Below are 12,789 nucleotides of genomic sequence, written 5' to 3' on the forward strand. Positions count from 1 at the left end.
GGTTTAGCGGGCGTCGTCAATGGCGGATTCGGGGATGCCGAGGTACGTGTCGAGGTCGGCCGGCGTGGCGAACCGGCCGGGGGGTTCGAGGGCGCCGATGTGGATCCGTGTGTGCCAGCGGCGGCCGTGCGGCAGAGGGGCGATGCCTTCGATGGGCTCGTGGCCGGCGGGCTGGGTGCCGCCGGTGGCCCACAGCTGGATGTTGCTGCCGTCGCCGATCAGGCGCATGCCGATCTGGCGGTCGTGGGGGCCTTCGAGGTTGACGATGCCGTCGGTGATCAGCTCGTCGACCTGCCAGGTGTCGGCGCCGAGGTAGCGGGTGAGGGTTTCGGCGGTGGTGTGGAGGGCTGAGGCGAGTCGCACATCGTGCGCCCATCGAGTTCGCGGCGAACGGCCGGCGGAGGGAGAGCAGGTCGATCAGGTCGGTCGGGCCGGTGGGTGTGGGGCGGATGCGCTGCGCGGCTCGGCTGCCGGTGCGCGCGTGCTCGTGTGAGCCCTGTGCGCGCCCCCGCCCGGGCGGCAAGACTGCCTGCCGACGGGCAGGGAGCCTCGGCACTGCCCACCGCCTTCGTCCGACGTCCCAGGAAGGCAGGTCGGTCGCTGTGCTGTTGCGTCTGCCCACGTCCATGTCCGAAGCACGGGAGTGCCTGGCCGAGGGCGCCGTCCCGATCGGCGGGGCGACCCTGGTATGGGCCACCTGGCAGCGCGACGGATTCCCCGAACTGGCCATGTCTCTGCGCGAATTGCCGGAGGCCAACGTCGTGGGGCGGCGGACCCTGGGCGGCGCCGTGGTCCTGAACCGGATCGACGAGCGGGTTCCCGACGTGCTGCGGCTGGCGGCCGCCACGGTGGGCACCGGGGCCGTGCGGAGGACGGCGACGGTCGGCGGCAACCTCGTCGGCAGCACGTTGCGCTGCCTGCTGCCCGCCGCGCTCGTCCTGGACGCCCGGGCCATGGTGCTGGAGCCCGAGGGCGTTCGTGAGGCGGATCTGTCCGAGGTGGTGGCCAAGCGGCCCGTCCTGCTCAGTCTCCGTTGGCGCGAGCCGGTCGCCTGTGCCTACCGCAAGCTGGATGGCGAGGCCGGCGGACCGCCGCCCCTCGTGGTCGCCTCGGCGGTGCATGCCGACGCCGACGGCGACCGGCTGCGGGTCGCCGTCCGCGACGGGTATGAGGTCCTCAGCGGAAGTGTCGTGCGCGTCACCGACGTGGAAGAGGTCCTGAGCGGGTTGCGCGGGACGGCCCTCGGTGAGCTGCCCGCCGCCTCGTGGGAAGTCGTCCGCTCCCAGATCGCCGGCCTTCTGGGCGGGCGCGGCGCGCGCTGAGTGACTGAGTAGGCGGCCCGCCGCCTGGCCCCGGCCGTCCGGCGGGGCCGCGCCGGACGTCCACGTCCACCCCCGGGGCGGACGGGCCTGGTGCTTCACCGTCTCCTTCTCCTGCCGCGCTGTCACCGCGCCCTGCCGCCATGCCCTGTCGTCGGGCTCGCCTGTTGATGCTCATCGGCGGCTCGACGCACGTCAGATACCCCCATGGGGTATTGATTCAAGACGGATGAGTCCTTGCGTCGAATACGGGTGGGGGGTATACATGTACCCGTGCCGGGTACCCCCCTGGGGTATCCGATGAGACGAGGAGGAAACGATGTCCGGCTGCTGCACGCCCGAGGGAAGCTGCCACACCGACGCCCGGATCAAGACCGTCTACAAGGTGGACGGGGTCGGCAGCGCCCACTGCCAGGGCGTCGTCGCCAAGGCCGTGGGCGCGCTCGACGACGTCATCGCCGTGGAGGTCGAGATCGGCACGGGACTCGTCACGGTGACGACCCCCGCCGCCCCCGACGCGGCGTTCGAGTCGCTGTTCGCCGAGACCGTGGAAGAGGCGGGCTACGACTACGCCGGCCGCGCCGACACCTGACCGCACGTCACCGGGCGGGGGCGTCCCGGCCCCCGCCCCGGCCCCACCCGCCATCCACACCCGCCGTGATCGTGAGCTGCGAGGAACAGACATGACCACCACCACGTCCGGTGCCGCCGAGGTAGAACTGGCCATCGGCGGCATGACCTGCGCCTCGTGCGCCGCCCGCATCGAGAAGAAGCTCAACCGCATGGACGGCGTCGAGGCGACCGTCAACTACGCCACCGAGAAGGCGAAAGTCACCTTCCGCGAGGACATCGCCGTGACCGACCTGATCGCCACGGTCGAGGCCACCGGTTACACCGCGCGCGAACCCGAGCCCCTGCGTGCCGAGCCGGAGCGGGCCGACCGCTCGACAGGCTCAGCGGGGGAGGGCCCCGACGAGCTCCAGCCCCTCCGGCAGCGGTTGACCACCGCGGTCGTGCTCGCCGTGCCGGTGATCGCGATGGCGATGATCCCGCCGCTCCAGTTCGAGTACTGGCAGTGGCTGTCCCTGACCCTGGCGGCCCCCGTGGTGACGTACGCCGCCTGGCCGTTCCACAAGGCCGCCTGGACCAACGCCCGCCATGGTGCGGCGACCATGGACACCCTGATCTCCGTCGGCACCTCGGCCGCGTTCCTGTGGTCGGTGTGGGCGCTGTTCTTCGGCACCGCCGGCATGCCCGGCATGACCCACCCCTTCGAGCTGACCATCGCCCGCAGCGACGGCGCCGGGAACATCTACCTGGAGGCCGCGGCCGGCGTGACCGCGTTCATCCTCGCCGGCCGCTACTTCGAAGCCCGGTCGAAGCGCAAGGCCGGCGCGGCGCTCAGGGCCCTGCTGGAACTGGGCGCGAAGGAAGTCACCGTTCTCCGCGGCGAGCGCGAAGAACGCATACCCGTAGCGGAGTTGAAGGTCGGCGACCGCTTCCTCGTCCGCCCGGGCGAGAAGATCGCCACCGACGGCACCGTCGTCGAGGGCGCCTCCGCCGTGGACGCCTCGATGCTCACCGGCGAGTCCGTTCCGGTCGAGGTCACCGTCGGGAACGCCGTCACCGGCGCCACCCTGAACGCAGGCGGACGGCTGGTCGTCGAGGCCACCCGGGTCGGTTCTGACACCCAACTCGCCCGGATGGCCAAGCTGGTGGAGGACGCCCAGAACGGCAAGGCCGCGGCGCAGCGGCTCGCCGACAGGATCTCCGGAGTCTTCGTTCCCGTCGTCATGGCGCTGGCCCTGGCCACACTCGGCTTCTGGCTCGTCGACGGCGCGGGACTGACCGCCGCCTTCACCGCCGCGGTCGCCGTCCTGATCATCGCCTGCCCGTGCGCCCTGGGGCTCGCCACACCGACCGCCCTCATGGTCGGCACCGGGCGCGGCGCGCAACTGGGCATCCTCATCAAGGGCCCCGAGGTCCTGGAGAGCACACGCAAGGTCGACACCGTCGTCCTGGACAAGACCGGCACCATCACCACCGGCCGCATGACCCTGCTGGCCGTGCACCCGGCCGACGGCACCGACGAGACGGACGTCCTGCGGCTCGCCGGCGCCCTGGAACACGCCTCCGAGCACCCGATCGCCCAGGCGGTCGCCACCGGAGCCGCGAACCGCGTGGGCACCCTGCCGGTCCCGGAGGGCTTCGCCAACATCGCCGGACTCGGTGTCCAGGGAGTCGTCGAGGGCCACGCCGTCCTCGTCGGGCGCGAGCAGTTGCTGGCCGAGTGGGCGATGTCCCTGCCCGACGATCTGCGGCGCGCCAAGGAGACCGCCGAGGCGGCCGGTCGTACGGCTGTCGCGGTCGCCTGGGACGGCGAGGCGCGAGCCGTGCTCGAAGTCGCCGACGCGGTCAAGGAGACCAGCCCCGAGGCCATCCGCCGGCTGCGTGCCCTCGGCCTGACCCCCATGCTGCTCACCGGCGACAACCGGGCCGTCGCCGAGGCCGTCGCGGCGGAGACGGGCATCGCACCCGAGCACGTCATCGCCGAGGTCCTGCCGCAGGACAAGGTCGACGTCGTCAAGCGCCTTCAGAGCGAGGGTCGTTCGGTCGCCATGGTTGGTGACGGCGTCAACGACGCGGCGGCGCTCGCCCAGGCCGATCTGGGCCTGGCGATGGGCACCGGAACGGACGCCGCGATCGAGGCCGGCGACCTGACCCTGGTCCGCGGGGACCTCCGGGTCGCGGCCGACGCCATACGGCTTGCCCGCAGGACGCTGGGCACCATCCGCTCCAACCTCTTCTGGGCCTTCGCCTACAACGTCGCCGCGCTTCCGCTGGCCGCCGCCGGACTGCTCAACCCGATGATCGCGGGCGCCGCGATGGCCTTCTCCTCGGTCTTCGTGGTCGGCAACAGCCTGCGCCTGCGCCGTTTCCGGGCCGTCGGCCACTGACCTCCCCCCGGGAGCCGTGAGCGGTGCGCGGGCATCGCGGCAGGGCGTCCGCCGTTCCTCCAGGGGCGGCGGGCGCCCTCGGCTCACCCCTCATCGATCGAAGGGATCCGATGATGACGCATCCGCCGGCCCCGTCCGCTCCGTCGACCTCATGGGCCGTGCTTCGCAAGGGAATTACCCATCCGGTGACGCGTATGGCCGCTGTGGCCCTGCTTCAGGCCCTGGCCGCGCACATCGGCCGGACGGAGCCGTCGGGAGCACGGCCGCCCCAGTGCGGCTGCCGAGTGTCCGTAGGATGAGTGACGTGACAGCCCGTGCACAACAGCGCCGTGAGCGACTGTCAGTGGGGCGCTGGCGGGCGCTGCTCGTGCTCGGGCTGCTGGCCGGGTTGTTGAGCATGCACGCCCTCGCGCCGGGCGGTGCGGCAGCCGTCGGTGCTCGTCACGCCTCCGCCGCCTCGGCGCACATGGGCATGATGACGGGCGGCGACGAGTCCGTCTGTCACGACGACGGCGGCGGTGGCGGGCATGTCCGTCACGCGGACTCGACGTGTGCGTCCGGCGCCCTCGAGGCGGGCCCGGTTCTTCCCGCCCTGATGCCCGACCCCGTGGGCCCGGTCGCGCTCGCCTTCGGCGGGCGCGGGTCCGGTGCCGCCGCCCTGGAGGACGGCCGCCCGCCGCCCACGACGGCCGAACTGCAACTCCTGCGGATCTAGGACAAAGCCGGGCCGGGGCCCGCCCCACGAGGGCCACGAGGGCGCCGTGGAGATGGCCACGGCCGAGAAGGCCAACGGCCGTTACGCGCCGGCCAGGAAGACGGCCGACGACATCATGACCGCGCAGAACGCAGAGATCGAGGAGATGAACAAGCTCCTCGGCAAGAGCTGATCCCGGACGCAAGTCGCACGTCGCAACTCGTCAGGAGCCGACGGCCGGTGGCCCGCCTCCGGCTCCTCGTGACGGTCAGGCGCGGTCGGCCGGTGCGGGGGAGGGGAGCCGGAAGCGCGGGTGGGGCTCGGTGCCGCCCTCCGCGAGGTCGGCGAGCATACGGCCCAGCAGCGGCGTGAACTTGAAGCCGTGCCCGGAGCAGGCCGTGCCGACGACCAGCGGGCCCACCCGGTCCAGCAGGAAGTCCTCGTCGGCAGTGCTGGTGTAGAGGCAGGTCGTCTCCGTGGAGACGACCGGTTCCAGACCGGGCAGCCGCTCCGCCGCGAACGCCAGGACCCGGCCGCGGGCGGCGGCGTCCACGACCCCGTCCCGGGTCTCCGGGTCCACGACCCGCCCGCCGAGGTGTTCGGCGACCTTGACGCCCTCGTCAGCCGTGGGCATGCCGTAGACGATGCCTCCGTCCTCGTGCTGAAAGCTGAAGGCGGGCCAGGTGGCGTCCGGATGGCGCCGCGGCAGGTGGAAGACCTGCTCTTGAGTCACCGTCAGCTCCGGCAGTGTGACGAGACCGTCGAGCAGCCGGCTCGTCCACGGGCCGACGGTGACGACCGCGACCGGTGCGGTGAACGTGCCCGCGGGCGTGCGGGCACGGACTCCGTCCGCGTGGGTCTCCAGCGCGGTCACCGGTGTGTTGTACAGGATCCGGCAGCCGGAACGGGCGGCAAGGCCCTGGAGCGCCGGGAGCGTCGCGTCGGGATCGACGCGGGCGGCGTCCGGGTGGAACAGCACGTCACCAGGGAGGGCGAGCTGCGGCCAGCGCGACCGCGCCTGGTGCTCGGTGACCACCTCGAAGTCGGCTCCCGCACCGGTCAGCGCGGCGGCGGCCTGCTCCAGGCGCTCCGCGCGGCCGCCGTCCACCGCCCCCACGGTGGAGATCAGATCGCTGCCGCTCTCGGACTCGAGCCGGTGCCACATGCGCAGCGCCTCGGTCGCCATGCGCACGTACAGGGGATCCGTGTAGGTCAGCCGCAGCAGCCGCGACCTGCCGTGCGAGCTGCCGGCCCGATGGCCGGGTGCGAACCGCTCCAGCAGGCAGACGCGGTGGCCGCGCTTCGTCAGCTGCCAGGCGGCGGCGGAGCCGGCGGCGCCCCCGCCGACGACGAGGACGTCATAGTGGTCGGCTGTGCCGGAAGCGTGCATGGGATGAGCCCCTTTCGTGTGTGCCACCGCGGCCGTCCGTGCTCCCCGCTCCTATTGGATGCAGTGCACACACTGTATACATCACATCCGTAGGGGGCAATGGGTTGGTGGCCCGCGCTCGCATCTCGGCCGTCATCGCAAAGACTTCTTCGCGAAGAAGTCTTTGCGAAGAACTGTTTGTGGTCTACCGTGCGTGACATGACCGGAACAGGAGCGGGCCCGGAGGGGCCGCACAACGAAGCGGACGAGGTGGTTCTGGATGCCAAGGGGCTGCGTGCCCTGGCGCATCCGGTACGTGTGCAGGTGGTCGGGCTGCTGCGGAAGTACGGCCCGTCGACCGCGACCCGCCTGGCGGAGCGGCTGGGGGTCAACTCCGGTACGGCTAGCTACCATCTGCGCCAGCTCGCCGCGGCCGGTTTCGTCGAGGAGGACTCCGAACGCGGCAACGCGCGCGAGCGCTGGTGGCGTTCGGTGCACCGGACGACCTGGTTCAACGACCGGGAACTGGCCGAGCGCGAGCCCGAGGCCGCACTGGCCTACCAGCAGTCTGTCGCCGCCATCTACACCCTGCGCACGCAGCAGACCCTGAACGAGCTTCAGACGATGCCCCGCGCATGGCGGAACACCTTCGACATGAGCGACTGGGCCCTGCGGCTCACGCCCGAGGAAGCCGTCGCCCTGTACCGGGAGTTGACGGAAGTCATCGCGCGCTACCGGCGAGACGCGCCGGAGACGGCGGCAAGCGCCCCCGAGGGAGCCGAACGGGTCGCCGTGATCACACAGATCCTGCCCGAACTGGATGCGCCTGCCGCGTCGTCGCTCCCTTCCGGCCCTCAGGAAGCGGAAGGAAGCCCGACGCCATGACCCACGACGCCTCCGAGGCCGGCGGCATACCCGGCAAGCGGTCCTTGCGGCCGCTCGTCGGGGTGCTGGCGGCCATGGCCGTGTCGCTGACCGGCACCCGGGTCTCCGTTGTGGCACTGCCCTGGTTCGTCCTCGTCACAACCGGCAGCGCCACCCAGACCGGACTCGCCGCCTTCTGCGAGATGACCCCCTACGTGCTGGTCAAGGCCTTCACCGGACCGCTGGTGGACCGGATCGGCCCGCGGGCCGTGTCCTGGACCACCGATCTGGCGAGCGCGGCCGCGGCCGCCGCGGTTCCTCTGTTCCACACCCTGGACGTGCTGTCCTTCCCGCTCCTGCTGGCCCTGGTCGCGCTGATCGGCGCGGCCCGGGGACCCGGCGACCTGGCCAAGGAGGTGATGGTCCCCGAGGCGGCCGAGCGCGGCCGGGTGCCACTGGAGAGGGCCACCGGTCTGTCCGGGGTGACCGAACGGCTCGCCTCCACCCTGGGCCTGGCGGTCGGCGGCGCGCTCGTGGGGCTGCTCGGCCCCCTGACCGGACTGGTCGTCAACGCGGGCTGCTTCGCCCTCGGATCGGTGATCATCGGGCTGTCGCTGCCGCCCGGCATGGGACGTGCCGCCGATGAGCCGCCGTCGCAGGCCGCCGGGGCGGCCGAACCGGGCTACTGGCGGCGGTTCGCGGAAGGCTTCACCTTTCTGCGCGGCGAGTTGCTGCTGCTGAGCGTCATCGTCATGGTCGCTGTCACCAATCTGCTGGACGCGGCGTTCACCTCGGTGCTCGTACCCGTCTGGGCGAAGGAGTCCGGCAACGGGCCGGGCGTGATCGGCGTGGTGGGCAGCGTCATGGGAGGCGCGGCCGTCCTCGGGAGCCTGATCGCCTCGGTGGCCGCGCGGCGGTTGCGGCGCCGGCTGGTGTTCTTCACCGGGTTCCTGCTGGCGGGCGCGCCGAGATTCCTGATCCTCGCCTCCGACGCGCCGTTGGCGGCGGTGCTGGCCGTGTTCGCCCTCAGTGGGTTCGGCGCGGGCTTCGTCAACCCGGTGCTGGGAGCCGTCTTCTTCGAACGGGTCCCGCGCCGGATGCTGGGCCGGGTCAAGGCGCTCAGCAATTCCCTGGGTTATGCCGGCATCCCCCTCGGCGGACTGGTCGCGGGGGCGGCGGTGGCCTCCGCCGGACTCGTACCGGTGCTGCTCGCCGGCGGGGCCGCGTACTTCCTCACCACGAGCCTGACCGGACTACGGCCGGAATGGCGCGAGATGGACCGCCCGGACGGGCGCCGCGCCCCGGAGCGGCGATCCGGGGAGGAGGCCGAGCCGGCCGGTACGAGTGCCGGGTCGTGATGTCCGGACGCGTCGAGGGCCGCGTGGCGGCCGACTCGACGCGTCCGCCGAGACCCACCCCGAGCGCGTCAGGGGAGGGATGCCTGCCCGAGGCCGGCGACCGCGCGGCCCATGCGCGTGAGCGCCTGACGCAGGATCGCCGGTGAGGTGGCGAAGTTGAGGCGTACGCATCCCGCGCCGCCGCTGCCGAAGACGTGTCCGGAGCTGAGGGCGACGCGAGCTTCGTCCAGGAACAGCTTCGCCGGTCCGGCGAGGTCGCTCACGATGCCGGGTCCGTCGGTGGGACCGTCGGCGTGCAGCCCCAGCCCGGTGCAGTCCAGCCAGGCGAGGTAGGTGCCCTGCGGCGGGACGTACCCCACGTCCGGGAGGTGTTCCTTCACCAGTTCGCCCAGCAGGCTCCGGTTGGCGTCGAGCCCGAGCAGCAGCTCGTCGAGCCAGTCGGCCGCGTCGCGGAACGCCGCCGTGTGGGCGAGGATGCCCAGATGGCTGGGGCCGTGGCCGACCTCTTCGGGCATCCGGCGCAGGTCGTCCGCGGCCTCGGTTCCGGCGATGGCCACGGCGGCCTTGAGACCGGCCAGGTTCCAAGCCTTGGACGCGGAGGTCAGCGCGAAGCCGTCCTCCGAGCCGGGAACGCTGAGGAAGGGCGTGAAGACGGCGCCGGGCAGCACCAGCGGGGCGTGGATCTCGTCGGAGACCACCCGGACACCGTGCCGGCGGGCGAGCGCGGCGATCGCCTCGAGTTCCGCGCGGGTGTGGACGACACCGGTCGGGTTGTGCGGGTTGCTCATCAGGAACGCCGCGCGGCGGCCGTGGCGCCGTGCGCGTATGAAGGCGTCCTCGAGGCCGGCGAGGTCGATTCGCAGGTCGGGGCCGAGACGGGCCTCGACGACCTCCCGGCCGTCGTGCGTGACGAACGCGTAGAACGGGGGGTAGACGGGCGAGCAGACGACGACCGCGTCGCCGGGGCCGGTGATCAGACGGAGGACCTCGACGATGCCCAGCATCACGTCGGGCACGAGCGCCGTGTTCTCCACGCGCAGGCCGTCCCACCCCCAGCGCGTGGCGGCGAAGGCGGCGAGGGCCTCGGCGTAGCCGGTGCCGTGGGGGTATCCGGTGTCTCCCAGCGCGACGGCCCGGTGCAGGGCGTCGGCGACGGCGGGTGCCAGGGGGACGTCCATCTCCGCCACCCACAGCGGCAGGACGTCCTCCGGGTGCGCGCGCCACTTCATGCTGGAGCGCTGCCGCAACTGCTCCAGGGACAGTTGGACGAGCGGATCGGTCCGGCCGCCGTCGTCGGGCTCGGCGGCTGCCTGGTGGGTGGACTCGCTCATGCGGTGCTCCCCTCGCCCGGGCGGACCGGGCCTCGGCGGTGCGGTGTGGTCGTCTCGCTGGACGGTACCCCGGCCCCCACGTGCGGGTCAGCAGGTCACCGAGGCGGCCGGCCCCCGCCGTGGCGCGGAACCGCGCGGGTGGCTGCCGGACCGGTCGCCGGTGGGATCGGTCCCGGCGGGCCGTACGGCCGGGGCGTCGGTGTCAGGGGCTCTGCCAGTTCGCCCGGACGGTCGTCAGTTCGGCTTCGAACACCGGTGCCACCTTGTCCAGTAGCCGCACCTGCGCTCCGGGCCCCGCCAGGTCCATGGGGTACGGGTGGTGCGGTCCGCGGGGACTGGAGCCGAGGCAGGTGACCGAGGGGGCCGGCCTCCGCCGTCGCGCGGTCCCCGTCCCCCGCCTTCGCTCACCGGAACGCCGCGTGTCCCGTGACCGCCTGCCCGACCACGAGCGCGTGCATCTCGACGGTGCCCTCGTAGGTCAGCACCGACTCCAGGTTGTTCATGTGCCGGATGACGGGATACTCCAGGGAGATGCCGTTCGCCCCGAGGACCGTGCGGGCGGTGCGGCAGATGTCCAGTGCCTCGCGGACGTTGTTGAGCTTGCCCAGGCTCACCTGCTCGGGCCGGAGCGTGCCGGCGTCCTTGCGCCGGCCCAGGTGCAGCGCCAGGAGCACGCCCTTGGTGTACTCGAGGTGCATGTCGGCCAGCTTCTGCTGGGTCAGCTGGAACGCCCCGATCGGCTTGCCGAACTGGGTCCGCTCCACCGCGTAGGACTGGGCGGCGTACAGCGACGACCGGGCCGCGCCCATCGCTCCCCAGACGATGCCGTAGCGGGCCTCGTTGAGGCAGCTGAGCGGGCCCTTCAGACCGCGGACCTCGGGGAGCACGGCGTCCGCGGGAAGGCGCACCCCGTCCAGGACCAGCTCGCTGGTGACCGAGGCACGCAGGGACAGCTTGTGCTTGATCTCCGGGGCGGAGAAGCCCGGGGTGTCGGTGGGTACCACGAAGCCGCGCACCCCTTCGTCGGTCCGGGCCCAGACCACGGCCACGTCGGCCACGCTGCCGTTGGTGATCCACATCTTGCGGCCGTCGAGGATCCAGTCGTCACCGTCGCGCCGCGCCCGGGTGCGCATACTGCCGGGGTCGGAGCCGGCGTCGGGCTCGGTGAGGCCGAAGCAGCCGATCGCCTCACCGGCGGCCATGGACGGCAGCCACTGCCGCTTCTGCTCCTCGGTGCCCCACTTCCAGATGGCGAACATCGCCAGCGAGCCCTGCACGGAGACCAGCGAGCGGATGCCGGAGTCGGAGGCCTCCAGTTCGAGGCAGGCCACGCCGTACTCGGTGGCCGACATGCCCGCACAGCCGTAGCCCTCCAGGTGCATGCCGAGCACGCCCAGCGCGCCGAGTTCCTTGGCCAGGCCGCGGATGTCGGGCATGGTGCCCTGCTCGAACCAGTCCGCCACGAAGGGGTCGACGTGCTGGCCGCAGAGCTGGCGCACCGAGGCGGCCACCGCCTTCTCCTCCGGGGTGAGCAGGTCGTGCAGTCCGGCGGGGTCGCGGGGGTCGAGCGGGGGCAGTTCGGCCGGTGCGTTCATGGGGTCTTCTCCTGTGGCGGATCAGTGGGTGGGGTCGGTGAGCCAGCGGCGTACGTCGTCGCTGTGCTCGCCGAGACGGGGCGGCGGCCGGTAGCCGGTGACCGGGGTGGCCGAGTACGTGACGGGGTGCCGGATCTGAGGCGGCGACGAGGGGCCGACCCGGACGGTCGGTTCGAGGCCGAGCGACTCGGCCAGGGCGATGCCGTCGGCGATGGTGCCGACCCTTCCGGCCGGAACACCGACCGCGGTGCACCGCTCGATCCAGGTCTCGACCGTGTCGCGCGCCAGGTGTTCCTCGAGCGCCCGGACGAGTTCGCGGCGGTTGCGCACCCGGGCCGGGTTGGTCGCGAAGCGTTCGTCGTCGGCCAGGTCCGGCGCGTGCAGCACCTCGGCCAGCCGGCGGAACTGCCCGTCGTTCCCGCACGCCATGGCCAGCAGGCCGTCCGCGCAGCGCAGCGTCTCGTACGGGGCGATGGACGGGTGCGCGTTGCCCATCCGTCCCGGGGCGCGGCCGGTGGCCAGGTACGCCGAGGCCTGGTTCGCCAGCGAACCCAGCAGGCTGGACAGCAGGTTGACCTCGACCCGCTGCCCCTGCCCGCTCTGCTCGCGGGCCCGCAGCGCCGCCAGGATGCCGATGGCCGCGTCCTTGGCGGTCAGTACGTCGACCAGGGCCACGCCGACCTTCTGCGGGTCGCCGCCGGGGTCGCCGGTGATGCTCATCAGACCGCCCAGCGCCTGGACGAGGAAGTCGTAGCCCGCCAGCGCCGCGCCGCCGTGGCGGCCGAAGCCGGTCACCGAGCAGTACACGACGCCCGGGTTCGCGCGGCGGACGGATGCGTAGTCGAGTCCTCGTGCGGCGAGTGCGCCGTCCTTGAAGTTCTCCACCAGGACGTCGGCCCGCGCGGCCAGTGTCCGGGCCAGCCGGAGGTCCTCCGGGTCGGACAGGTCGAGGGTCACGGACCGCTTCGAGCGGTTGGCGCACTCGAAGTAGCTGCTGGAGTCGTCCGTCCACGGCGGACCCCAGGCGCGGGTGTCGTCGCCGGAGCCCGGGCGCTCCACCTTGATGACGGTGGCCCCCAGGTCCGCCAGCATCACCGAGGCCAGCGGGCCGGCCAGGACGCGGCTGAAGTCCGCGACGAGCAGGCCGTCGAGCGGCGCCGCGGGCGGATCGACGGGCATGACCATTCTCCGTTCGTTCGGGACGGGACGACCGTTCGGGACGGGACGACCGTACGGAGAAGGCGCGGATCTCTCATTGGATAAAATGCACCTCGCAGGGCCCGCATTGGACAGATCGCACAG

General features: G+C 72.5%; 11 protein-coding genes and 1 pseudogene. 7 read left to right on the plus strand and 5 right to left on the minus strand.

Going from position 1 to position 12,789, the window contains the following annotated elements; all coding sequences use genetic code 11:
- Nucleotides 1-3: 3 nt before the first annotated feature.
- A complete protein-coding gene (locus ACWEK3_RS15485) occupies nt 4-363 on the minus strand; it encodes a hypothetical protein (RefSeq protein WP_453249875.1) in 360 nt (119 codons plus the stop codon).
- Between the two features lie 239 nt (nt 364-602).
- On the opposite strand from ACWEK3_RS15485, the gene ACWEK3_RS15490 reads away from it, so the two are divergent.
- From ACWEK3_RS15490 to ACWEK3_RS15510, 5 genes and pseudogenes are all read left to right on the plus strand, one after another.
- Nucleotides 603-1,322 carry an FAD binding domain-containing protein gene (locus ACWEK3_RS15490; RefSeq protein ID WP_450541853.1) on the plus strand — a complete coding sequence of 240 codons (720 nt, stop codon included), beginning with the start codon at nt 603-605 and terminating at the stop codon, nt 1,320-1,322.
- Nucleotides 1,323-1,638: 316 nt separating this feature from the next.
- Nucleotides 1,639-1,911 (plus strand): heavy-metal-associated domain-containing protein, encoded by a 273-nt coding sequence (locus ACWEK3_RS15495; protein WP_450541854.1) that lies wholly within the window; start codon nt 1,639-1,641, stop codon nt 1,909-1,911.
- 91 nt (nt 1,912-2,002) lie between these two features.
- Entirely contained in the window at nt 2,003-4,276 is a 2,274-nt protein-coding gene (locus ACWEK3_RS15500; protein ID WP_453249876.1) for a heavy metal translocating P-type ATPase, read from the plus strand.
- A gap of 295 nt (nt 4,277-4,571) precedes the next feature.
- Nucleotides 4,572-4,991, plus strand: coding sequence for a DUF6153 family protein (locus ACWEK3_RS15505; protein WP_453249877.1), 420 nt, complete (start codon nt 4,572-4,574; stop codon nt 4,989-4,991).
- 28 nt (nt 4,992-5,019) lie between these two features.
- A pseudogene (locus tag ACWEK3_RS15510) lies at nt 5,020-5,163 on the plus strand (DUF305 domain-containing protein); the annotation flags it as partial.
- Nucleotides 5,164-5,238: 75 nt separating this feature from the next.
- Here ACWEK3_RS15510 and solA read toward each other — a convergent pair.
- Nucleotides 5,239-6,360 (minus strand): N-methyl-L-tryptophan oxidase, encoded by a 1,122-nt coding sequence (solA, locus tag ACWEK3_RS15515; RefSeq protein ID WP_450541860.1) that lies wholly within the window; start codon nt 6,358-6,360, stop codon nt 5,239-5,241.
- Between the two features lie 198 nt (nt 6,361-6,558).
- Here solA and ACWEK3_RS15520 point away from each other — a divergent pair, with 198 nt between their 5' ends.
- Together ACWEK3_RS15520 and ACWEK3_RS15525 are read left to right on the plus strand one after the other, a co-directional pair.
- A complete protein-coding gene (locus ACWEK3_RS15520) occupies nt 6,559-7,224 on the plus strand; it encodes an ArsR/SmtB family transcription factor (RefSeq protein ID WP_450541861.1) in 666 nt (221 codons plus the stop codon).
- A complete protein-coding gene (locus ACWEK3_RS15525) occupies nt 7,221-8,561 on the plus strand; it encodes an MFS transporter (RefSeq protein ID WP_450541863.1) in 1,341 nt (446 codons plus the stop codon). Before ACWEK3_RS15520 ends, ACWEK3_RS15525 begins: the two co-directional genes overlap by 4 nt.
- 68 nt (nt 8,562-8,629) lie before the next feature.
- Here the strand turns inward: ACWEK3_RS15525 and ACWEK3_RS15530 are convergent, their stop codons facing one another.
- From ACWEK3_RS15530 to ACWEK3_RS15540, 3 genes are all read right to left on the minus strand, one after another.
- Nucleotides 8,630-9,892 (minus strand): MalY/PatB family protein, encoded by a 1,263-nt coding sequence (locus tag ACWEK3_RS15530; RefSeq protein WP_453249878.1) that lies wholly within the window; start codon nt 9,890-9,892, stop codon nt 8,630-8,632.
- Between the two features lie 404 nt (nt 9,893-10,296).
- On the minus strand, nt 10,297-11,487 hold the full coding sequence (locus tag ACWEK3_RS15535; RefSeq protein WP_453249879.1) for an acyl-CoA dehydrogenase family protein: 1,191 nt from the start codon (nt 11,485-11,487) through the stop codon (nt 10,297-10,299).
- Between the two features lie 21 nt (nt 11,488-11,508).
- Nucleotides 11,509-12,666 (minus strand): CaiB/BaiF CoA transferase family protein, encoded by a 1,158-nt coding sequence (locus ACWEK3_RS15540; RefSeq protein WP_450541868.1) that lies wholly within the window; start codon nt 12,664-12,666, stop codon nt 11,509-11,511.
- Between the last annotated feature and the right edge of the window lie 123 nt (nt 12,667-12,789).

The organism is Streptomyces sp. NPDC004721, from assembly GCF_053601495.1.

Excerpts from the sequence above, each read along its gene's own strand:
- ACWEK3_RS15500 (WP_453249876.1), top strand. The coding sequence starts at position 2,003 with ATGACCACCACCACGTCCGGTGCCGCCGAGGTAGAACTGGCCATCGGC.
- ACWEK3_RS15495 (WP_450541854.1), top strand. The coding sequence starts at position 1,639 with ATGTCCGGCTGCTGCACGCCCGAGGGAAGCTGCCACACCGACGCCCGG.
- ACWEK3_RS15505 (WP_453249877.1), top strand. The coding sequence starts at position 4,572 with ATGAGTGACGTGACAGCCCGTGCACAACAGCGCCGTGAGCGACTGTCA.
- ACWEK3_RS15540 (WP_450541868.1), bottom strand. The coding sequence starts at position 12,666 with ATGCCCGTCGATCCGCCCGCGGCGCCGCTCGACGGCCTGCTCGTCGCG.
- ACWEK3_RS15525 (WP_450541863.1), top strand. The coding sequence starts at position 7,221 with ATGACCCACGACGCCTCCGAGGCCGGCGGCATACCCGGCAAGCGGTCC.
- ACWEK3_RS15520 (WP_450541861.1), top strand. The coding sequence starts at position 6,559 with ATGACCGGAACAGGAGCGGGCCCGGAGGGGCCGCACAACGAAGCGGAC.
- solA (WP_450541860.1), bottom strand. The coding sequence starts at position 6,360 with ATGCACGCTTCCGGCACAGCCGACCACTATGACGTCCTCGTCGTCGGC.
- ACWEK3_RS15535 (WP_453249879.1), bottom strand. The coding sequence starts at position 11,487 with ATGAACGCACCGGCCGAACTGCCCCCGCTCGACCCCCGCGACCCCGCC.
- ACWEK3_RS15530 (WP_453249878.1), bottom strand. The coding sequence starts at position 9,892 with ATGAGCGAGTCCACCCACCAGGCAGCCGCCGAGCCCGACGACGGCGGC.